At 69.4% G+C, this 19496-nt stretch carries 19 protein-coding genes; 9 read left to right on the top strand and 10 right to left on the bottom strand.

Annotated elements, in window-relative coordinates:
* The first annotated feature begins 42 nt into the window (after nucleotides 1–42).
* The 3 genes from ACXVUM_RS15670 to ACXVUM_RS15660 all read left to right on the top strand — a co-directional run bounded on the left by ACXVUM_RS15670 (nucleotide 43) and on the right by ACXVUM_RS15660 (nucleotide 3325).
* Complete coding sequence (locus tag ACXVUM_RS15670; protein WP_458522693.1) at nucleotides 43–1563, top strand: flavin-containing monooxygenase; 1521 nt, start codon at nucleotides 43–45, stop codon at nucleotides 1561–1563.
* 20 nt (nucleotides 1564–1583) lie between these two features.
* Entirely contained in the window at nucleotides 1584–2414 is an 831-nt protein-coding gene (locus ACXVUM_RS15665) for an SDR family NAD(P)-dependent oxidoreductase (RefSeq protein WP_458522692.1), read from the top strand.
* 71 nt (nucleotides 2415–2485) lie between these two features.
* Entirely contained in the window at nucleotides 2486–3325 is an 840-nt protein-coding gene (locus ACXVUM_RS15660) for an alpha/beta hydrolase (RefSeq protein ID WP_458522899.1), read from the top strand.
* Between the two features lie 13 nt (nucleotides 3326–3338).
* Here the strand turns inward: ACXVUM_RS15660 and ACXVUM_RS15655 are convergent, their stop codons facing one another.
* Entirely contained in the window at nucleotides 3339–4610 is a 1272-nt protein-coding gene (locus ACXVUM_RS15655) for an HNH endonuclease (protein ID WP_458522691.1), read from the bottom strand.
* A 280-nt stretch (nucleotides 4611–4890) separates the two neighbouring features.
* On the opposite strand from ACXVUM_RS15655, the gene ACXVUM_RS15650 reads away from it, so the two are divergent.
* Nucleotides 4891–6069, top strand: coding sequence for a hypothetical protein (locus tag ACXVUM_RS15650; RefSeq protein WP_458522690.1), 1179 nt, complete (start codon nucleotides 4891–4893; stop codon nucleotides 6067–6069).
* On the opposite strand, the gene ACXVUM_RS15645 is transcribed toward ACXVUM_RS15650, so the two are convergent.
* Together ACXVUM_RS15645 and ACXVUM_RS15640 are read right to left on the bottom strand one after the other, a co-directional pair.
* On the bottom strand, nucleotides 6052–6843 hold the full coding sequence (locus tag ACXVUM_RS15645; protein ID WP_458522689.1) for an MBL fold metallo-hydrolase: 792 nt from the start codon (nucleotides 6841–6843) through the stop codon (nucleotides 6052–6054). The genes ACXVUM_RS15650 and ACXVUM_RS15645 overlap by 18 nt on opposite strands.
* A gap of 7 nt (nucleotides 6844–6850) precedes the next feature.
* Nucleotides 6851–7807: a glycine betaine ABC transporter substrate-binding protein gene (locus ACXVUM_RS15640; RefSeq protein WP_458522688.1), complete on the bottom strand. Its 957-nt coding sequence runs from the start codon at nucleotides 7805–7807 to the stop codon at nucleotides 6851–6853.
* Nucleotides 7808–7893: 86 nt separating this feature from the next.
* Between ACXVUM_RS15640 and ACXVUM_RS15635 the strand changes: the two genes are divergently transcribed.
* On the top strand, nucleotides 7894–8964 hold the full coding sequence (locus ACXVUM_RS15635) for a magnesium and cobalt transport protein CorA (RefSeq protein ID WP_458522687.1): 1071 nt from the start codon (nucleotides 7894–7896) through the stop codon (nucleotides 8962–8964).
* Between the two features lie 7 nt (nucleotides 8965–8971).
* On the opposite strand, the gene ACXVUM_RS15630 is transcribed toward ACXVUM_RS15635, so the two are convergent.
* Entirely contained in the window at nucleotides 8972–9553 is a 582-nt protein-coding gene (locus tag ACXVUM_RS15630) for a suppressor of fused domain protein (RefSeq protein WP_458522686.1), read from the bottom strand.
* Nucleotides 9554–9592: 39 nt separating this feature from the next.
* On the opposite strand from ACXVUM_RS15630, the gene ACXVUM_RS15625 reads away from it, so the two are divergent.
* Together ACXVUM_RS15625 and ACXVUM_RS15620 are read left to right on the top strand one after the other, a co-directional pair.
* Entirely contained in the window at nucleotides 9593–10330 is a 738-nt protein-coding gene (locus ACXVUM_RS15625; protein WP_458522685.1) for a metallophosphoesterase family protein, read from the top strand.
* Complete coding sequence (locus ACXVUM_RS15620; RefSeq protein ID WP_458522684.1) at nucleotides 10320–11174, top strand: chromosome partitioning protein ParB; 855 nt, start codon at nucleotides 10320–10322, stop codon at nucleotides 11172–11174. The genes ACXVUM_RS15625 and ACXVUM_RS15620 overlap by 11 nt, the downstream gene beginning before the upstream one ends.
* Nucleotides 11175–11181: 7 nt before the next feature.
* Here ACXVUM_RS15620 and ACXVUM_RS15615 read toward each other — a convergent pair whose 3' ends face one another.
* From ACXVUM_RS15615 to ACXVUM_RS15590, 6 genes are all read right to left on the bottom strand, one after another.
* Nucleotides 11182–12354, bottom strand: coding sequence for an ABC transporter ATP-binding protein (locus ACXVUM_RS15615; protein ID WP_458522683.1), 1173 nt, complete (start codon nucleotides 12352–12354; stop codon nucleotides 11182–11184).
* Nucleotides 12355–12358: 4 nt separating this feature from the next.
* Nucleotides 12359–13189 (bottom strand): carbohydrate ABC transporter permease, encoded by an 831-nt coding sequence (locus tag ACXVUM_RS15610; protein ID WP_458522682.1) that lies wholly within the window; start codon nucleotides 13187–13189, stop codon nucleotides 12359–12361.
* Nucleotides 13190–13197: 8 nt separating this feature from the next.
* The gene (locus ACXVUM_RS15605; protein WP_458522681.1) at nucleotides 13198–14232 is read right to left on the bottom strand and encodes a carbohydrate ABC transporter permease; all 1035 of its coding nucleotides are present in this window, start codon (nucleotides 14230–14232) and stop codon (nucleotides 13198–13200) included.
* Nucleotides 14229–15731 (bottom strand): extracellular solute-binding protein, encoded by a 1503-nt coding sequence (locus tag ACXVUM_RS15600; protein WP_458522680.1) that lies wholly within the window; start codon nucleotides 15729–15731, stop codon nucleotides 14229–14231. The genes ACXVUM_RS15605 and ACXVUM_RS15600 overlap by 4 nt, the downstream gene beginning before the upstream one ends.
* Nucleotides 15732–15951: 220 nt before the next feature.
* A complete protein-coding gene (locus ACXVUM_RS15595; protein ID WP_458522679.1) occupies nucleotides 15952–16440 on the bottom strand; it encodes a general stress protein in 489 nt (162 codons plus the stop codon).
* Between the two features lie 26 nt (nucleotides 16441–16466).
* The gene (locus ACXVUM_RS15590) at nucleotides 16467–17435 is read right to left on the bottom strand and encodes an HpcH/HpaI aldolase/citrate lyase family protein (RefSeq protein ID WP_458522678.1); all 969 of its coding nucleotides are present in this window, start codon (nucleotides 17433–17435) and stop codon (nucleotides 16467–16469) included.
* Between the two features lie 118 nt (nucleotides 17436–17553).
* Here ACXVUM_RS15590 and ACXVUM_RS15585 point away from each other — a divergent pair, with 118 nt between their 5' ends.
* The gene (locus tag ACXVUM_RS15585) at nucleotides 17554–18876 is read left to right on the top strand and encodes a magnesium transporter MgtE N-terminal domain-containing protein (RefSeq protein WP_458522677.1); all 1323 of its coding nucleotides are present in this window, start codon (nucleotides 17554–17556) and stop codon (nucleotides 18874–18876) included.
* Entirely contained in the window at nucleotides 18873–19397 is a 525-nt protein-coding gene (locus ACXVUM_RS15580; RefSeq protein ID WP_458522676.1) for a DUF1003 domain-containing protein, read from the top strand. Before ACXVUM_RS15585 ends, ACXVUM_RS15580 begins: the two co-directional genes overlap by 4 nt.
* The last annotated feature ends 99 nt before the right edge of the window (nucleotides 19398–19496 follow it).

Genomic DNA, 19496 nt, shown 5'->3' with positions numbered 1-19496 from the left:
TAGTCTATTGACCCGGCGTCAATACTGTGTACGATCTTACCCATGAACGATGTCAAGGTCGCCGTCGTCGGTGCCGGGTTCTCCGGTTTGGGCGCGGCCATCACCCTCAGGCAGAACGGTTTCGACGACTTCGTCGTCCTCGACCGCGGCTCGGACTTCGGCGGCACCTGGCGCGACAACACCTACCCCGGTGCTGCCTGCGACGTCCCGTCGCACCTCTACTCCTACTCGTTCGAGCTGAACCCGGAGTGGTCGCGCTCGTTCTCCAAGCAGGCCGAGATCCACGAGTACATCAACCGCGTGGCCGACAAGTACGACCTGCACAGCCGGACCCGGTTCCGCACCGAGGTGACCGACGCACGCTGGGACGAGAGCCAGGGCCGCTGGATCGTCAGCACCGACCACGCCACCGACGGTCCGCAGGAGATCCGCGCGGAGATCCTCGTCGGTGCGATCGGCCCGCTCTGCGAGCCGCGCCTCCCCGACATCGAGGGCATCGAGGGCTTCCAGGGCGCGATCTTCCACTCCGCTCGGTGGGACCACGACACCGACCTCGCCGGCAAGCGTGTCGCGGTGATCGGCACCGGCGCCTCGGCCATCCAGATCATCCCCGAGCTCGCCGGGACGGTCGGCCACATGGACGTCTACCAGCGCACCGCGCCGTGGGTCCTGCCCCGCGCCGACCGGGAGTACACCGGACTCGAGCACTGGATCTTCGCCAACGTGCCCGGCGCACAGCGCTTGTCGCGTACCGGCATCTATCTCGCGCACGAGCTGGTGTCCTACGGTCTCACCCACCGACCCGACGTGCTGCGTCCCGCCCACGCCGCCGGTCGGATCAACATCCGACGCGGCATCTCCGATCCGGTGAAGCGCGCGAAGGTGACCCCGAAGTTCAAGGTCGGCTGCAAGCGGATCCTGCTGTCCAACACGTACTACCCGGCCCTCGGTCAGGACAACGTCGACGTCGTGACCGACGGGATCGCGAAGGTCACCCCGACGGGGATCGTCACCAAGGACGGCACCACCCGCGAGATCGACGCGATCGTCGTCGCCACCGGGTTCCACGTCACCGACTCCCCCGGCTTCGAACACATCATCGGCCGCGACGGCGACAGCCTCGCCCAGGTGTGGGCCCGCACCGGCATGGCCGCCTACAAGGGATCGACGGTCCACGGCTTCCCGAACATGTTCCTCATGATCGGGCCCGCCACCGGCCTCGGCCACACGTCCATGGTCTTCATGATCGAGTCGCAGCTGAACTACCTGGCGGACTGGCTGAAGACCGTGCGCCGCAACGACATCGCCCGTACCGAGGTGCGTGCCGACGTCCAACGTGACTACAACCGCGAAGTGCAGTCCACCCTGGCGACGAGCGTCTGGGAGAACGGCGGCTGCTCGAGTTGGTACAAGGACCAGTTCGGCAACATCACCACCCTGTGGCCCGGCTTCACCTTCAATTTCCGGAAGGCGACGAAGAAGTTCGACCTCGCGGCGTACGAGACACGTCGCGACGAGTCCACGAGCACATCGACCCCGCAGCCGGCGTCGGCGACGGTCTGAGAAGGAAGGGACCAGATCAGATGAAGGACTTCTCCGGAAAGGTCGTCGTCGTCACCGGCGCGGCCAGCGGGATGGGCCGCGACCTCGCACTGCAGCTCGCGGACAGGGGCGCTCGGCTCGCGATCTCCGACATGAACCCCACGGGGCTCGAGGAGACGGCGGCGATGCTGGAGGCCAAGGGCGCCGACGTCCACTCGCAGCTGCTCAACGTCGCCGAGCGGGAGGCGGTGCTCGAGTACGCCGAGACCGTCGCCGCACACTTCGGCAAGGTCAACGCGATCTTCAACAACGCGGGCATCGCACACCACGGCGAGGTGGAGCTCACCGACTTCAAGACCTACGACCGCATCATGGACGTCGACTACTGGGGCGTCGTCAACGGCACGAAGGCGTTCCTGCCGCACATCATCGCCTCCGGCGACGGGCACATCGTGAACACCTCGTCACTGTTCGGCCTGATGTCGACGCCGGGGCAGAGTGCCTACAACGCGGCGAAGTTCGCCGTGCGAGGGTTCACCGAGTCGCTGATCCAGGAGATGCGACTGTCCGGGCACCCGGTGTCGGTCTCGTGTGTCCATCCGGGCGGCATCAAGACCGCGATCGCGCGGAATGCCACGGTGAACGAGGGCTCCGACGCCGCACAGTTCGCGGCCCTCTTCGACAAGAAGCTGGCACGGATGAGTTCGCCTCAGGCCGCGTCGGTGATCCTCGCCGGTGTCGAGAAGAACAAGCCGCGCATCCTCGTCGGGTCCGACGCCAAGTTCCTCGACAAGCTCGTGCGTGTTCTCGGTGCCGCGTACATGCCGGTGGTCGCCAAGGCCGCGGGCGCGACCCTCAAGCCGCGGTCGTGAGCGCGGCCCCTGCGGGGGTGTCGCTCCCGATCGCGCTGGTGGAACCGGCGACCCGGGCGCTCTACGGGGTGATGCTGCATCCCCGCCTGCCGGTCAGGTGGCAGCGCCGCCTCGCCGACCACGCACTCGACGTCGATCCCCTTCCCGCCGACACCGTGATCCGGCACCTCACGTTGGGTGGGCGACCCACCGAACGGGTGACCGTCGGCGCGACCGAGAACCCCAGCGCAGTGCTGTATCTGCACGGCGGCGGCTACGTGATCGGTTCTCCGCGCTCGCATCGTCGGCTGGTCGCGCGTCTCGCCGCAGTCACCGACGCGACGGTGTTCGCGCCGGATTACCGCCTGGCACCGGAGGATCCGTTTCCCGCGGCGGTCGAGGACGGCGTGGCCGCGTTCCTCGATCTGGTCGGCCATCACGACCTGACGCCCGATCGCATCGCGATCGCCGGCGACTCCGCCGGCGGTGGGCTGGCGGTGGCCGTCACCCGGCGGCTGATCGACGATCACGACATCACCCCCGCCGCACTGGGACTCATCGCCCCGTGGGTCGATCCGACGCAGGACGTCGGCCCCTCGGGTCACGCGACCGACATCGTGGTCAACCACGGGTGGTCGCGGGCGTGCGCGGAGGCCTATCTCGGCGGCGGGGACCCGTCGGACCCGGGGTATGCACCGCTCAACGGTGACCTGAGCGGCCTTCCGCCGACGGTGGTCCACATCGGGGTGCGGGAAGCCTTACACCCGCAGACGGTCACGTTCGTCGACAAACTCCGGGCGTCCGGCGTCGACGTCGAGCTCCGGGAGTTCCCGCGGCTGTGGCATGTCGGCCACCAGCAGGCCTCCATGCTCGCCGAGGCCGCCGACGCGGTCGACCACCTCGGTGCGTTCCTGCGCACTCGCCTCACCTGACGCGAGGCGGCAGTCACGCCGCGTCGTCGGATCGCTGCGCGGGTGCGCGGGATCGGTGTTCGTGTCCGGTGGGTGTGCGGACCAGGGCTTCGTGTCGGCCGTGGTCGTCGAGGCCGGTGGTGACCTGCCAGCCGGGGTTCTCTTTCTGCCGGTTGTGAGTCCGACATTCCCCCAGTCCGTTGTCGGCGGTGGTCGGCCCGCCGGTGTGGTGGGGGTGGGCGTGGTCGATCTCGGCGATCGGGGCGTCGCAGTACGGGATCCGGCACGACACATCGCGGCGGGTCAGGAATTGGCGCAGGCCTGTCGGGAACAGCCTGGCTCTCGACTCCATCGCGACCAGCGCGCCAGTCTCGGGTGCGGCGAACAACCTGCGCAGAGTGACTGTCGTGTCGTGGTCGAGGGCGTCGGCGATCAGATCCCGCGCGGTGTCGGCAGGGATGGGTCCGTAGCCCGGGACATCTGCCGCGGCGCCGCTTGCACCGGTGAGAACGTCCGCACTGACCACGACGTCCACGGCGAGGGGGATCGCCCCGGGCACGGCCACACCGGTGAGCCGTCGGAGCAGGGTGTCGGCCATGACCTGGGCGTGGGTGCGGTCGTCGGACTGACAGATCAGATCGGCTTGCTTCTTCAGCGCGGCGTAGGCCGCGATCCCCGCCGTCATCGGCAACAACGCGGAAAGTTGCACCATGGCATCGGGTTTCGGTCGCAGGCTCACCCGCCGATCCTTCGGGGCCGAGGCGTTGCGGTCGACCACGGCGTGCGGGTCACGGGAGTAGGCGATCCGCTTCGCCAACGCCTCCACCGCCCGATCGCCGACACCGTCGAGTGTCTTGGGATCCGCGCACAGGGCGTCGTCGATCGCACGACGGTCCTCCACCTGCAGATACCCGGTCTCGCGGACGAGGATGGTGGCCCGCCACTCCGACAGGGATCCGTCTCGGAGACGTGCGAAGGTGTTGGGCATCTCACCCATCGCCCGCGCGAACCCCAGATACCGTCCACCGGCGTTACCCGACACCCGCCGCGCCAATGCGACCTCCGCGGACAACCCGCGGCAGCGTCGTTCGACGGGCACACCCCGCTCGGCTTCGGCGGCGGACCGCAACTCCTGCAGGCGCAGGGTCTGCTCGGCCTGCGTCGCCGCGCACGCAGCTTTGACCGACTCGGCCAGAGAGATCAGATCGATCGCCTCGCCCTCATCACCGGCCGCCCCCAGCGCACCGAGCGCAGCGATCATCGCGCGCAGCGCCTCCCGCGCGTCGAGGGTGCTGGCGTGCTCCATACGCACATGTGTACACGAGGGGTCCGACAATCCCGGAGGCCCAAACCAGCGTGTGCACAACCACATTCACGACCCCGCACCCCGTTCGTTGGGCGGCAGGAACCGTCGAGTGGGCGCTTCCCGACGTCGACTGGGCGGTACCCGACGTCGCGGAGCACCCGACCGCCCAACGAACGGTCCCGGCCGCCCAACGGACGGCTCCTACCGCCCAACAGACGGCGTGCGTTGCTATCGTCGTCTGCCGGGCTCGGCCCGGCGGGACACGACGAGGGGGTGACACGTGGGAACGGCCGTCGTCCTGCTCGTCGTCGCGGGCCGCCTGCTCGTACCGCTCGTCATCCCGCGATTCCCGGTGCCGGCGATCGTCGCCGCACTCGTCCTGGACGCGGTGGATCAGACGATCTTCCAGCAGGTCCCGGGTCTCGACATCTCCGGATATCAGTCGTACGACAAGGCTCTCGACATCTACTACCTGGCCATCGCCTACCTGTCGACGCTGCAGAACTGGTCCGACCCGATGGCGTTCGGCATCGCCCGGTTCCTCTTCTACTACCGGCTGATCGGTGTCGTCGCCTTCGAGTACAGCTCCGCCCGCTGGTTGCTCCTCGCCTTCCCCAACACGTTCGAGTACTTCTTCATCGCCTATGAACTCGTGCGCTGTCGCTGGGCCCCCTCACGTCTGAGCCACCGCACGCTGCTCCTCCTCGCCGCGGGCATCTGGGTGGTGATCAAGCTGCCCCAGGAATGGTGGCTGCACATCGCCGAACTCGACGTCACCGACGAGGTGAAGACGCGCGTCCTCGGGGCCGGCCTCGACGACAGCTGGACGGTCGCGGTCGGGAACAGGCCGTGGGTCCTGCCGGTCGCCGCCGTGGTGGTCGCCCTTCTCGCAGTCGGGATCCGCGTCGGTGCACGACATCTTCCGCAGGGTGACTGGCCGTTCGGATTCGACGTCGCCGCCCGCACCCGTGGCGGACGCGTCGCCCGTGTGCCCGCGGACATGCGGGCCACGCAGGGCGCGTTCCTCCGCGGACCGCTCGTCGAGAAGATCGTGCTGGTCTCGATGCTGCTGCTCGTGTTCTCGCGCATCCTGCCCGGCGTCGAGGCGACGTCGACGCAGATCGTCGTGACCGTGGCGATACTCGTGGTCGCGAACTCGGTCGTGAGCCACCACATCGCCGGACGCGGTGTCGAGTGGACGTCGACGGTGTCGCAGTTCATCGCCGTCTCGGCCATCAACGCGGGTGTCGTCGTTGTCCTGGTGTTGCTGCCCACCCCTCGTGGACCCGCGGTGCAGCCCATCCCCTCGCTGTTCTTCCTGCTGCTGGTGTCGCTGGTGGTGACCCTCTACGACCGCTACCGGATGCTCCGGATCCTGCGGCAGGGACGTCCGTTCCCGATCTGGACGATCCGACGACGACAGCTCGAGCGGATGCGCGCGTCACGATCCGAGTCGTAGGACCTGACCCGGGAGCAACTCGTGAGCGCGGGTGTCGGGGGCGTGGATCGCCGCCGCCCGCACGAAGTCGGATCCGGGCGGCAGGAACTCATCGGGCGCGACGGCCGACATCCCGCGTGGCCACAACGTCCCGAAGTGGATGGGCACCGCGGTCCCGGCGCGCAGCCGACCCGCTGCGACCGCGGCACGATCGGCGGTCATGTGTCCCTCGCCGAGGCCCGGGCCCCACCCGCCGACGGGCAACAGCGCGAGATCGCACCCGCCGACGGCGTCGGCCATCCCGTCGAAGAGATCGGTGTCCCCGGCGAAGTACGTGCGCGCCGCACCCTCCAGCACGTAGCCCACGGGTTCGACCCGGGTCGAGGCCAGCGCATGCCGTCGCCCGTCGTGCCGGGCGGGGACGGCGCGGATCCGCACGGCGCCGACATCGACGACGTCACCCGGGGACACCTCACGGATGTCGCGGTCGCGCAGTCTCGACAACCCGCGGACCGCTCTCCCGGCGTCACGCGGCACCACGAGCACCGCGGCGGGATCGACCATCGCCACCGAGCGGACATGCAGGTGATCGGCGTGCAGATGCGACACCACGACCACATCGGCGTGACGGGCGTCGTCGGTGGGCCGGGGCCCACGGCGTCGGCGTAGGTGCGCGACACCACCGGTGAGGATCGGATCGGTCAGGATCCGGACACCGCTGTCGACGACCGTCGTCGTCGAGTGTCCCCACCAGGTCACCGCGGTGGGAGGCGCCGCTCCCCGATCGCCTGCCACCGCGGGGTCAGAACCCGTGTTCGGCGAGCCAGCCGCTCACCACGGCCGACCGCGACGCCTGGCGCTCCGAGACACGCTGGGCCATCGTCGCGAGATCGGCGGTGGTCAACTCGCCCGCGACCTTGTTCATCGCACGGACCTGGTCGCGGGTGAGTGATCCGGATGCGTAGACGGGCACCAGGATCTGCGCCCGGATGGCGGTCGGATCCACCGGTCGGGGGGAGGTCGGGGGGGTGGTCGTGGGTCCCGCACCGGAGTCCTCGGAGGCCTCCGCGGGCGTGGTGAGCGAGGTGAGGTCGGCGGTGGTGCCGGCAGCCGAGAGCGGCGAGACGAGGCCCGCCGCTCGACCGCCGCGGACGGCAGCGATCACCTCGGCGACGGACCCGAGACGCTGATAGGGCGCGAATCGACACCCCGACGCCGCCAGCGCCGACGCGGTCATCGGGTCGAGGTCACGGTCACCCACCAACGACAACCCGACGGGCAGACGCCCGCACTCCGACAACTCGTCGACCCCGGTCGTCTCGGCGAGAGACTTCTCGACCACGACCTGGACCTGGTCGCTGACGGTCGTGGCGTCGCCGACCGACGCGCCCTGCGGCAGCGCGCGGTTGAGGTCGACGTAGACGTCGTCCGGCGAGGTCGCCGTCGACGACGGCGCCAGCCGCGACAACAGTTCCCCGTCGAACGCGCCGAACAGCGCGACCCGACCCTGGTCGAGGCCGTCGAGGAGGCGACCGTAGTCGCCGACAGCGGTGTCGTCGGCGACGGGCGCCCCGGCCGACCGCAGGACCTGTCGATAGATGTCGGCGACCACCGCCGCGGCCACCCCGGGAGTCGCGCCCACGACGAGCGGCGCCGGTGTCCCGGAGGTGCTGGTGGAGCACGCGGACACCGCGACGACGACGGCCGTGAGAATCGCCCACGCCGCCCGGCGAGGGCGACGGCGGCGCAGCGGGATCACGGGAGACCACGCTAGCCGACGGGGTCGGTCTCTCCTGCGCCGTACGATGACGCGCGTACGCCACACCGCTCACGAGGAGGTCGGAGATGCCGTCGTTGCCGTCGTTGCGCGCTGCGGGCGGACCACCCGCCGGGCGTCCCCGGATCCCGATCCCGCCGTCCCGGGCCGTCGTCGACTGCGCGGTCTACGTCGACGGTCGTCGCCGCCCCGGCAAGTGGACGCACAGCGGTGCGCTCAACCAGGTCCGATCATCCGGTGAGGGTTTCGTCTGGGTGGGGCTGCACGCCCCGGACGACCGGCAGATGGCCGATGTCGCCCAGACGTTCGGCCTGCACGAGCTGATGGTCGAGGACGCCGTGGCCGCCCACCAGCGGCCCAAACTGGAGCGCTACGACGACACGCAGTTCATCGTGCTGCGGACGGTCAAATACGTCGAACACGAATCCCTCACCACCACCAAGGAGGTCGTGGAGACCGGCGAGATCATGATCTTCGTCGGCCACGACTTCGTCATCACCGTGCGCCACGGCGACTTCACCCACCTCGCGGGCGTCCGCCGGGATCTCGAGTCCCGGGCCGATCGCCTCGCCCTGGGGCCGTACGCGGTGATGCACGCCATCGCCGACCACGTCGTCGACACGTATCTCGACGTGACCGCTGCCGTCGAGAACGACGTCGACGCGCTCGAGCGCGCCATCTTCGCCCCGTCCGGCGGCGTCGACATCGACCCGGTGTACCTGCTGAAGCGGGAGATCACCGAGCTCAAGCGTGCGGTGGGGCCGCTCACCTCACCGTTGCAGCGGCTCACCTCGTCGGAGAACGACCTGTGCCCCAAGGAGGTCCGCCGCTATCTGCGGGACGTCCTCGACCACCAGATCACGGTGTCGGAACGCATCTCGACGTTCGACGAGGTGCTGACGTCGTTGCTCGGCGCCGCGTCGGCGAAGGTCGGCATCCAGCAGAACACCGACATGCGCAAGATCACGTCGTGGGTCGCGATCGCGTCGGTACCGACGATGTTCGCGGGCATCTACGGCATGAACTTCGACAACATGCCCGAACTCCATTGGCGCTACAGCTATTACGTACTGCTGGTGTTCCTCGCGGCGGTGTGCGTCGGGCTGTGGCGCACCTTCCGGCGCAACCACTGGCTGTAGAGGGCGGTCAGGCGCCGGGTTCCACCGCGACGCGATGCGGGTCGGCGACGTCGATGCCGGCCTCGCGCCAGGCCTTCCGCAGCTCGTCGACGCCGCGCAGCCGCACCCACGCGGCCTCGTTGGCGGTGATCGGGACGGCGCGCAGGAACGTCACCGGCGACATCGGGTCGGGCAGCGGGCAGTCCGGGACGGTGTCGGCCTCCAGCACGACGGCCGTGCACGACGACCCGGTCCACAACGGCTCCGAGAGGTCCACGAGCGCGTCGACACCGAGGACCATCCCCTCCACGGCGGGAGCGGCGGCGAGGACCGCGATCGCGCGATGCAGACCCGACAGGTCTCCCCGGGACCGCATCCGCACCACGACCTCCGCACGCGGCCCCCGTACCGGGTCCGCGGCGAGGTCGGTCGGGTCGGTCATCGGGTGCCGCGAGCACCCGGCGCTGGCGAAGACCACCTCGTCGGCGGCGGCGAACCGCAGCACGTCGATCGTCTCGACGCCGAGGAAGGTGACCGACGCGCGCTGGGGATCGGTGCCGATCGCCGCACCCAGATGTGCCACGACGGTGTCGACGACTGACTCGCTCATCGGGTCCAGTGAATCAGACCCGGTTGTACCCTGACGCCCATGGTGCGGGTGCTCGCGGTTGCCGACGAGGTCGTCGACGGACTGCTGTGCGGCCTCGCCGAACAGATCGCCCCCGACCTCGTCCTCGGCGCGGGTGACCTGCCGTTCGACTACCTCGAGACCCTCGCCACCCGAAGTGGGGCACCGTGCGTCTTCGTCCCGGGCAACCACGACCGGGACCTGTCCGGGTTCCGACGCGGCCGATCGGGGTGGACGCGGGCGGGGCTGCCCGCCGCCGACCCGGGCCCCCGCGGCGGGGTCAACGCCGACGGACGGGTGGTGTCGGTCGCCGGTCTGCGGATCGCCGGTCTGGGCGGGTCGATCCGCTACAACGACGGCCCCAACCAGTATCGCGAGAAGGCCCAACGACGCCGCGCCCGCGCACTGCACCGACGCGAGACGCTCGCCGCCCGCATCGCCCGCCTGCGCGGGCGACCGATCGGCGGTGTCGACATCTTGCTCACCCACAGTCCGGCGCAGGGATACGGCGACGGGCCCGACGGGCCGCACCGCGGCTTCGGATGTCTCGTCGACCTCGTCCGCGCCCTCCGCCCTCAGACGTTGGTCCACGGCCATGTCCACCCCTACGGCACCCGACCGGCCGACCTGGCCATCCCGTTCGACCCCGCCCACCGCGACGGCGTCACGGTGTCGGTGAACACGGTGGGCTACACCGTGTTCGACATCGCACCCGGGGGCGGCGGGATCGAGATCACCCGGCGGCGACATGGCGCGTGACACCGGCTTCCCGGACGCGGATGCCGAGAACGACTTCAGCAGGCAGCGGCGCCGCGCCGAACTCGCGCGCCTGGCTGCCTGGTTCACGCGCCAACCCGCCGACGTCAACACGGTCCTGCCGTTCGACGAGGTGGTGGCCGCACTCGGCCGGACCGGTGAGACCGCACTGGGCCTCGTCGTGGTCGAGGTGTCGACGATCGTCGGAAGCGTCGACCGCACGCGGGATTTCGACCGGTTGTTCCGGCCCACCTCGGCCCGCGTCCGCGCGCGCTGGCAGCGACTGGCGGCCGCACAACGCCGCGGCGAGTCCATGCCGCCGGTGGTGCTCTACCGGATCGGCGAGATGCACTTCGTGGTCGACGGTCACCACCGCGTCTCGATCGCGATCGCACGGCACCTCGAGACCATCGACGCCTACGTCACCGAGATCCACACCCGCATCTCCCCCGACGGGATCCGCGGGGTGTCCGACCTGGCGCTGAAGGATCACCGACGACTGTTCCTGTCGCGGGTCCCTTTGCGCGGCAAGCAGGCCGAGGCGATCTCCGTCGAGGACCCGTTCGACTACGCCGAGCTGGCGGAGAGCGTCGAGGCGTGGGGGTTCCGACTCAGTCAGGAGGTCGGCGAGTACCTCGGCCGCGACGAGGTGGCACGTCGCTGGTTCGGCGAGGAGTTCCTCCCCGTGGTGCGGATGGCCCGCCGTGCGGAGATCCGCCCGGAGGCGACCGACGCCGAGCTCTACATGTGGTTGGCGTGCGAGCGCTACCGCCTCGTGCGCCGACACGTCTGGGACGAGTCGATCATCGACGACCTCCGGGACTCGTCGGACCGACGACGCCCCTGACCCCCGCTCAGCCCAGCAGGTTGTGACCCGAGGACTGGTCGAAGAGCGCGACCTTGCCCGCGTCGTACCAGAGTTCGGCGTCCTGCCCCTTCGCCACCGACGACTCGGGCGAGAGCCGCGCGATGAACTGGTTGCCACCCAGATCGGCGCCGGAGTCCGCGGCCAGCTCGGCGAGGGCGTCGCTCGATGCACGATCACCGCCGACCGAGAAGTAGGCGTAGGAGTCCGATCCCATCGACTCCAGGACCTCGACGTGGGCGGTGAACGTCCCGCCGCGCGCACGGGCGGAGTCGTCGAGGAGCCGCGCGTCCTCGAAGTGCTCGGGGCGGATGCCGACGAGGACGTCCCCCGTCGAGCGCAGCGACTGCGCCTTCTGCACGGCGCGATCGTGCTCGGGCACCGCGATGGTCCCGATGGCCGTCTCGACACCGGACCCCGTGAGGCGACCGGGCAGGAAGTTCATCGCGGGCGACCCGATGAAGCCGGCGACGAACAGGTTGGCCGGGTGCGCGTACAACTCCTGCGGGGTGCCGATCTGCTGGACGTGCCCGCCGCGCAACACCACGACACGGTCGCCGAGGGTCATCGCCTCGGTCTGGTCGTGGGTGACGTAGACGGTCGTGGTCCCCAACCGCTGCTGCAGACGCGAGATCTCCGACCGCATCTGCACACGCAGCTTCGCGTCGAGGTTGGACAGCGGCTCGTCCATGAGGAACGCCTGCGGCGACCGGACGATCGCGCGGCCCATGGCGACACGCTGCCGCTGACCACCGGAGAGGTTGGCGGGCTTGCGGTCGAGGTACTGGTCGAGGTCGAGGATCTTCGACGCCTCGGCGACCTTCGCGTCGACCTCACCCTTCGACATCTTCGCCAACTTCAGCGGGAACGCGATGTTGTCGCGCACCGACATGTGCGGGTACAGCGCGTACGACTGGAACACCATCGCGATGTCGCGGTCCTTCGGTGCCTTCTCGTTGACGCGTGTGCCGCCGATGCGCAGCTCACCCTCCGAGATGTCCTCCAGGCCGGCGATCATGTTGAGCGTCGTCGACTTCCCGCAGCCCGACGGCCCGACCAGGATGATGAACTCCCCGTCGGCGATCTCGATGTCCACCTCGCTCACCGCGAGGGACCCGTCGGCGTATCGCTTGCTCACCTTGTCCAGAACGATGTCGGCCATGGGTTTATCCCTTCACAGCGCCGGAGGTCAGACCGGCAACGATTCGACGTTGGAAAATGAGGACGAAGACGATGATCGGGATGGTGATGACCACCGCGGCGGCGGCGACGGATCCGGTCGGGTCCTCGAACTGGGAGCTGCCGGTGAAGTTCGTGATCGCCACCGGCGCGGTGATGGACCGTTCGGTGGACGTCAACGACAGGGCGAGCAGCAGGTCGTTCCAGGCGAAGATGAAGACGAGGATCGCCGCGGTGACGATGCCCGGCGCGGCGAGGGGTGCGATGACCCGTCGGAACGCCTGGGCGGGTGTCGCGCCGTCCATCTTCGCGGCCTTCTCGAGCTCCCAGGGGATCTCGCGGAAGAACGCCTGGAGCGTGTAGACCGCCAGCGGGAGCGCGAACGTGATGTACGGGAGGATCAGACCGGGCCACGTGTCGAACAGTCCGACCGACCGCTCGATGTTGAACAGCGGTGTCACGAGCGAGATCTGGGGGAACATCGCGACGAGCAGGACGACGCCGATGAACACCCGCTTGCCCGGGAAGTCCAGGCGGGCCACGGCGTATGCCGCGAACGCGCCGATCACGACGGCGATCACGGTGGTGATGAGGCCGATGCCGATCGAGTTGATCAACGCCGAGGTGAACTCGTTCGTCTTGAAGATGTTCTTGTAGTTCTCGAACGAGAACGAGGTGGGGATGAAGTTGCCGTCGGTGACCTTCGCCTGCGGTTTGAAGGACAGGCTCACGATCCACAGCACCGGGATCAGCGCGTAGAGGATGACGAGCAGGTTGATGACGGACCAGCCGACACGGCGTCCCGCGGTGACGTTCATGGGTGTGACTACCGCCCCTCTTGGTCGGCACCGGGCGCCGAGGCACCGAAGCCCTTGATGAACAGGAACGCGATGATCGCGACGACGATGAAGATGAGCACGCTGATCGCGGATCCGACACCGAGGTTGAAGGCCTTGAACAGGTTGTCGTAACCCAACATCGACACCGAGTAGGTGCTGTTCGCACCCTTGGTGAGGACGTAGATGTTGTCGAAGACGCGGAACGCGTCGAGCGTGCGGAAGAGTAGGGCGACGAGGATCGCCGGCTTCATCAGCGGGATGGTGATCTTGATCAGACGTGTCCACGCGCCGGCGCCGTCGACCTGGGCGGCCTTGAGGAGGTCGTCGGGGACGAGGGCGAGACCGGCGAGCAGCAGCAGCGCCATGAACGGCGTCGTCTTCCACACCTCGGCGAGGACGATGATCGCCAACGACGGCCACTGCTGGGTCAGCGGCGCGGACCCAGTGGGCAACAGGTTGGCGAGGTAGCCGGTCTCCGGGGTCCAGGCGTAGTACCAGGACAGTGCCGCGACGACGGTGACGATGCCGTAGGGGATCAACACGACGGTGCGGATGAGGCCGCGGCCGAACAGGGTTCGGTGCATGACGAGTGCGATCGCGAGTCCGAGGACGAACTCGATCGCCACCGAGACGACCGTGATGCCCAGGGTGACCCCCAGGGCCGTCCACCAGTACTGGTCGCTCAGCGCGGTGACGTAGTTCGAGAACCACACGAACTCGTTCTTGCCCGGCGCCGACAGGCTCGCCTTGAAGAGGCTGAGGTACACCGAGTAGACGATCGGGTAGCCGGTCACGACGAGCATGACCACGACGGCCGGCGCGATGAGCATCAGGCCGAGTCGACGGTCGGCTTTCTTGCCCTCCGACGACGCCTTCTTCGCCTGTGGGTCGGCGGCCCGTACCTGCTGCGGTGCCGCCGATTCCGGTGCGGCGTGACGGCCGCGGCGACCGGTCCCGCCGAGCGCGTCGGAGTCCCCGACCGCTCCCGGGTCCCCCATCGCTCCTGGGTTCGCAGTCGTCATGGGATCAGCCCCTTGCCGTCGATTGCGTTGCGGACCTGCTCGGCGAGGACGGCCGGGCCGGTCTGTGGGTCGAGCCCTCCCGGCGGGCTGAGCTTGGCGGTCAGCAGCGTCGAGATCGCCTGGTACACCGGGGACGCCGGGCGTGTCGAGGAGGCATCCGTCTGGAGCTGCTGGCGGATGAGCTCACCCATCGGGTAGACGGCCTTGAACGCAGGGTCGTCGTAGACCGAGGCGATGGTCGGCGGCGTACCGCCCTGCACCGAGTAGACGTTCTGCGCCTTGGCGTCGGTGAGGCACGCCGCGGCCTGGAACGCCAGGTCCTTCTGCTTCGAGGTGTCCGCGACGGCGAAGTTCACACCACCGACGGTGACCTTCGCGGGATCGTTCGGCCGGATCGCGGGGTAGCGGGCGAAATCGAACTTCGTGCGCACCACCTGGTTCACGCGACCGAGGCTGGAGTCCTTCGGAGGATTGTCGTCGTCGGCGAACAGCGACTTGAACTGGGTCATCTCCGGGAAGAACGGGACCGCGCCGGTGGCGGCGTTCTTGCGCATCGACGGGAACACGAAGGGGTAGTTGACCTGGAAGGTCGCGAGCCCGTTCTCCATCGTGCGACGGCCGTCGTCCTCCTTGGCGTTGCTCAGCGACGGGTCGGCGCCGGGCGCGCGGGCGATCGCGCGCATCACCTGCAGCGCCTTCACCGTCGCGGCCCGGTGCTCGGGGGTGTCGTCGAGCGTCACCTTGCTCGGATCGTCCGGGTCGACGACCTCGCCGCCGGCGCTCTGCAGGAGCGTGTTGAACCAGACCATGAGGCCCTCGTACTGGGCACCCTGGACCTCGATGTAGCTCGGCGCCGGCCCCGGACCCTTCCACGCCTTGCGGATCGTCTCGTTGTCCGACAACAGCTGATCCCACGTGGTGGGGGGCGTCGTCCGGCCGAGGTACTCCTTCAGGATGTCCGGGCGGAACCAGAGCAACTGGGTGTTGGTCCAGGTCGGGATCGCGTAGAGGCGCTTCGCGCTGTCGTCCTTGGTCTTCCACTCCGCCGTCTGCAGCGGCCCCGGCAGCGACTCGGCACGGATGGAACCGGCCATGTCGTCGGGGACCGGGACCAGCCATCCGGCGTCGGCGAACTCCGCTGTCCAGACGACGTCCATGCCGAGGATGTCGATCCCGGCGTCGTTGCCGGCCAGTCGACGGGCGAGCTGCAGTCGTTGGTCGTCTGCGCTACGCGGGAGTTTGTGTGTGACAACGCGATACGCGCCGTTCGACCGGGCCGTGCAGTCCTTGCCGACCGAGTCGATGAGAGACGCGTTGTCCGGCGGCGTGTACACGTTGATGGTGCCCTGCGTGTACCCCGAACCGCAGGCCGCGATCGTCGGCACGGCGACCGCGGCCGCCATGGCGGCCAGTGCGAGACGACGGCGGGACCGTCGCCGGGTCGGTCGGTTCACCCCGGTCGAGCGGGATCCCCCGCCGGAGCCATCGTTCCCCGCCACGTGCGCCTCCTAGCGGCCAGTGCACGACACCAGAGATGTCCGGCGTGCGCCATCGAATGCCTGAGGCGATACGTTATAGGGGCGGTTTCGTGACTCGCAACACATTCGGGATGATCGTCCCACCCTCGAGGGAACGCCTGGTCACAGTCACGACACGACCATGCGTGGGCGTGTCCGATCGGGGCGTCGGTCGTTGCGGGCGTCCGCGGCGAGCGTGTGATCAGATGGCGGTGCGCGCCAAGAGGTCGCGGGCCTGCTCCGCTGTCTTGGGATCGCAGATCACGTCATAGCGACCTGCGACCAGCTGCATCGTGGACGCGAAGTCGCGCTGTCCTCGGGTCGCGCCGTAGGCGAGCGAGGCCGATATGACCCCGAACAGCGCACCGAACACCAGGCCGAAGACCAAGGACGGCAACAGATTCCCGGTGACGATGCTGAGCAGCAGACCCACGAACAGGCCGAGCCAGGCGCCCGACGCGATACCGCCGCCGATGACGCGCCCCCAGGTGAGGCGGCCGGTGACGCGCTCGACCTGCATGAGATCGACGCCGACGATGGTGACGCCCTGGACCGGGAAGTGCTGGTCCGACAGGTAGTCCACGGCCTTCTGCGCCTCGGCGTAGGTGCCGTACGAGCCGATCGGCCACCCCGAGGGCGGCGTGGGCAGGCCGGGACCTTGTCCCTGGCGGGGTCCGAGCGGGTTCGTCATGGTGTCTTCCTCTTCTCGTTGCTTCGTCAGGAGAACGTCGGGCGGTCGATGTCCGTTCCCGCGGCCGCCGCGCGGGCGAGAACCGACCGCGCCATCGCCGCACTCGCCTCGTCGATCATCTCGCCCGCGTGCCGGGCGGCCCCGCGCGCGCCGGCCGGGTCGGCGGCGGCGGCGGCGTGCGCGTCGAGGAGCGACCGCGCGGCGTCGAGCTGCCCGGACGTCGGCGTGAACACCTCGTTGACCGTGTCGATCTGACCGGGATGGATCACCCACTTGCCGTCGAACCCGAGCGCTGCCGCGGCAGATGCTATGCGCCGGAGACCATCCGGGTTGTCGAGCGCGAGGTAGGGGCCGTCGACGGCCGCGAGTCCGTGGGCCCGTGCGGCCACCAGGACCGTCATCATCACGTGGTGGTGGGCGTCACCCAGGGCGTACCCGACGGGCTGCTCCCCCGTGGTGAGGGTGCGCATCCCGAGGTCGGCGGCCATGTCGGCGGGACCGATCACGAGCGCCTCGAGACGGGGTGTGGCCGAAGCGATCTCGTCGACACGCGTCAGGGCCAACGCATCCTCGATCTGCGCCTGCAGGGCGATCGACCCCGGGGCGAGATCGCACCGCATCTCCAGCTGGTCGAGCAGCAAGGCCGCGGCCACGACCTCGGCACCCGACCGCACCTTCGGGAGGATGATCGAGTCGAGATGGGCACCCGCGCCGGTGACGACCGCGATGATGTCTTCGTGGGTCCACTGGCCCGCCCACCCGTTCACCCGGACCGCACGACGGCCGGGCCGCCACCCACCGGTGTTCAACGCGGCGACGACGCCCGCACGCGCGGCCTCCTTCTCCGACGGCGCGACGGCGTCCTCGAGGTCGCAGAAGACCTCGTCGGCATCGCTGTCACGGGCCTTGGCGAGCATCCGCGAGGAGTTGCCGGGCACGGCGAGGACCGTGCGGCGGGACCGCAGCCGCGGGTCGGGCGGGATCGTGCTCGTCACCGTCGCCTCCCGTGCCCACCCGTCGTGTCCTGATCCGTCGTGTCACCTGGCGTGCCCGACAGGCCGCTCGGGAAGGAGTGGTCCGGTCGGGCAGCAGCGCCCTACTACCCTTACAGCCATGGCAACGGTGGGCAAGGTGTTCGTGGCCCGGCTCGTGGGTCTCGCGGTGCTCGGCCCCGACGGGGAGTCGATCGGCCGTGTCCGCGACCTGGTGCTGTCGCTGCGTCACGACTCCGCCCCGCCACGTGCGCTGGGTCTCGCGGTCGAGCTCACCACCCGTCGCCGCATCTTCGTCCCGATGTTGCGTGTGACGTCGATCGAGTCGACATCGGTCACGCTGACCACCGGTACCGTCAGCCTGCGGCGGCTCGACCTGCGCCCCGGTGAGGCCCTCGCGGTCGGACAGATCCTCGACACCCGTGTGCGCGTGAACGATCCCGACCTCCCCGATCTCGCCGGCATGGACGTCACCGTCGTCGACCTGGCCATCGAACGCACCCGTACCCGCGACTGGGTGGTCTGCCGCGTGGCGGTGCGGGCGCACCGGTCGCGACTGCGTCGCCGCGGGGGTACGCACGTCGTCGAGTGGCCTGCGGTCCAGGGCCTCAACCACCGCGCCCTGCAGTTGCCGGGACAGGCTGTGTCGCAGGCACTGTCGCAGTTCGACGGGATGCGAGCCGCCGACGTGGCCAACGCGCTGCGGGAGTTGCCCAGCAAGCGCAGGCAGGAGATCGCGGCGGCCCTCGACGACGAGCGCCTCGCCGACGTCGTGCAGGAACTCCCGGTCGACGATCAGACGGACCTCATCGGTCACATGGAGGTCGACCGCGCCGCCGACCTGCTCGAGGCGATGGACCCCGACGACGCCGCGGACCTCCTCGGCGAACTGCCCGACCTCGAGGCCGAAGCACTCCTGCAGTTGATGGACCCCGAGGACTCGGCCCCGGTGCGTCGCCTGCTCACATTCTCCCCCGACACCGCGGGCGGTCTGATGACCCCCGAGCCCACCGTCGTGACCCCCAGCACCACCGTCGCCGAGGCGCTCGCCCGTGCGCGCAACCCCGACCTCACGCCCGCGTCGGCGAGTCTCACCTTCGTCGTCCGGCCGCCGACGGCGACGCCGACGGGCAAGTACCTGGGCTGCGTCCACCTGCAGAAGCTGCTGCGCGAGCCCCCTGCCGACCTGGTCGGCGGCATCGTCGACACGGATCTGTCGCACCTCGGCCCGGAGGACACGCTGGAGGAGGTCACGCGGTACTTCGCGACCTACAACCTCGTCTGCGGTCCCGTCGTCGACGCCGAAGGACACCTGCTGGGGGCGGTGACCGTCGACGACCTGCTCGACCACCTGCTACCCGAGGACTGGCGGGACACCGAACCCGGTGACCGGCCCGCGCGGGCACCCGTCGCGCCCGCCGTCGACGGACGGGCCGACCGATGAGCCCGGATCGCGCGCGGAGTCGATTGGACACACCCCGCACCCGTCGTCGCGGGTTCGGTCTGCACGTCGACTCCGACCTGGTCGGCGTCTACTCGGAGAAGTTGGCGCGGTTCCTGGGGACCGGTCGGTATCTGGCGATCCAGACGGTCATCGTGGTCGTGTGGATCGCGCTGAACCTGGCCGCGGTGAGCATCCGATGGGACCCCTATCCGTTCATCCTGCTCAACCTGGCGTTCTCGACGCAGGCCGCCTACGCCGCACCGCTCATCCTGCTCGCACAGAACCGGCAGGAGACCCGCGACCGCATCGCGATCGACGAGGACCGTGCCCGGGCCGAGCAGACCAAGGCCGACACCGAGTTCCTCGCCCGCGAGCTGGCCGCGGTGCGCCTCGCCGTCGGCGACACCGTCACCCGCGACTACCTCCGCCGCGAGCTCGACGACCTCCTCACCGAACTGCGGACCGCCCTGCGTGACCCCGAGGGCACCGACGACCGCCCGCGGGGCTCCGGTCGATCCTGAGCGTCTCGCGAAACGCACCGACCGCGGAGGCCCCATATGTATCGTGGGTCACAATCCGCCTCGGGGCCGGCGGAAGACGGTCGATCGGTACACCGTGAC

The sequence above is a fragment of the Williamsia sp. SKLECPSW1 genome, from assembly GCF_054332755.1.
Note: the sequence above shows the minus strand (reverse complement) of the source record. Positions and strands in the feature narration are given on the sequence as shown.

Excerpts from the sequence above, each read along its gene's own strand:
- ACXVUM_RS15670 (WP_458522693.1), top strand. The coding sequence starts at position 43 with ATGAACGATGTCAAGGTCGCCGTCGTCGGTGCCGGGTTCTCCGGTTTG.
- ACXVUM_RS15665 (WP_458522692.1), top strand. The coding sequence starts at position 1,584 with ATGAAGGACTTCTCCGGAAAGGTCGTCGTCGTCACCGGCGCGGCCAGC.
- ACXVUM_RS15660 (WP_458522899.1), top strand. The coding sequence starts at position 2,486 with ATGCTGCATCCCCGCCTGCCGGTCAGGTGGCAGCGCCGCCTCGCCGAC.
- ACXVUM_RS15655 (WP_458522691.1), bottom strand. The coding sequence starts at position 4,610 with ATGGAGCACGCCAGCACCCTCGACGCGCGGGAGGCGCTGCGCGCGATG.
- ACXVUM_RS15635 (WP_458522687.1), top strand. The coding sequence starts at position 7,894 with ATGCCGTCGTTGCCGTCGTTGCGCGCTGCGGGCGGACCACCCGCCGGG.
- ACXVUM_RS15630 (WP_458522686.1), bottom strand. The coding sequence starts at position 9,553 with ATGAGCGAGTCAGTCGTCGACACCGTCGTGGCACATCTGGGTGCGGCG.
- ACXVUM_RS15625 (WP_458522685.1), top strand. The coding sequence starts at position 9,593 with ATGGTGCGGGTGCTCGCGGTTGCCGACGAGGTCGTCGACGGACTGCTG.
- ACXVUM_RS15620 (WP_458522684.1), top strand. The coding sequence starts at position 10,320 with ATGGCGCGTGACACCGGCTTCCCGGACGCGGATGCCGAGAACGACTTC.
- ACXVUM_RS15615 (WP_458522683.1), bottom strand. The coding sequence starts at position 12,354 with ATGGCCGACATCGTTCTGGACAAGGTGAGCAAGCGATACGCCGACGGG.
- ACXVUM_RS15610 (WP_458522682.1), bottom strand. The coding sequence starts at position 13,189 with ATGAACGTCACCGCGGGACGCCGTGTCGGCTGGTCCGTCATCAACCTG.
- ACXVUM_RS15605 (WP_458522681.1), bottom strand. The coding sequence starts at position 14,232 with ATGACGACTGCGAACCCAGGAGCGATGGGGGACCCGGGAGCGGTCGGG.
- ACXVUM_RS15595 (WP_458522679.1), bottom strand. The coding sequence starts at position 16,440 with ATGACGAACCCGCTCGGACCCCGCCAGGGACAAGGTCCCGGCCTGCCC.
- ACXVUM_RS15585 (WP_458522677.1), top strand. The coding sequence starts at position 17,554 with ATGGCAACGGTGGGCAAGGTGTTCGTGGCCCGGCTCGTGGGTCTCGCG.
- ACXVUM_RS15580 (WP_458522676.1), top strand. The coding sequence starts at position 18,873 with ATGAGCCCGGATCGCGCGCGGAGTCGATTGGACACACCCCGCACCCGT.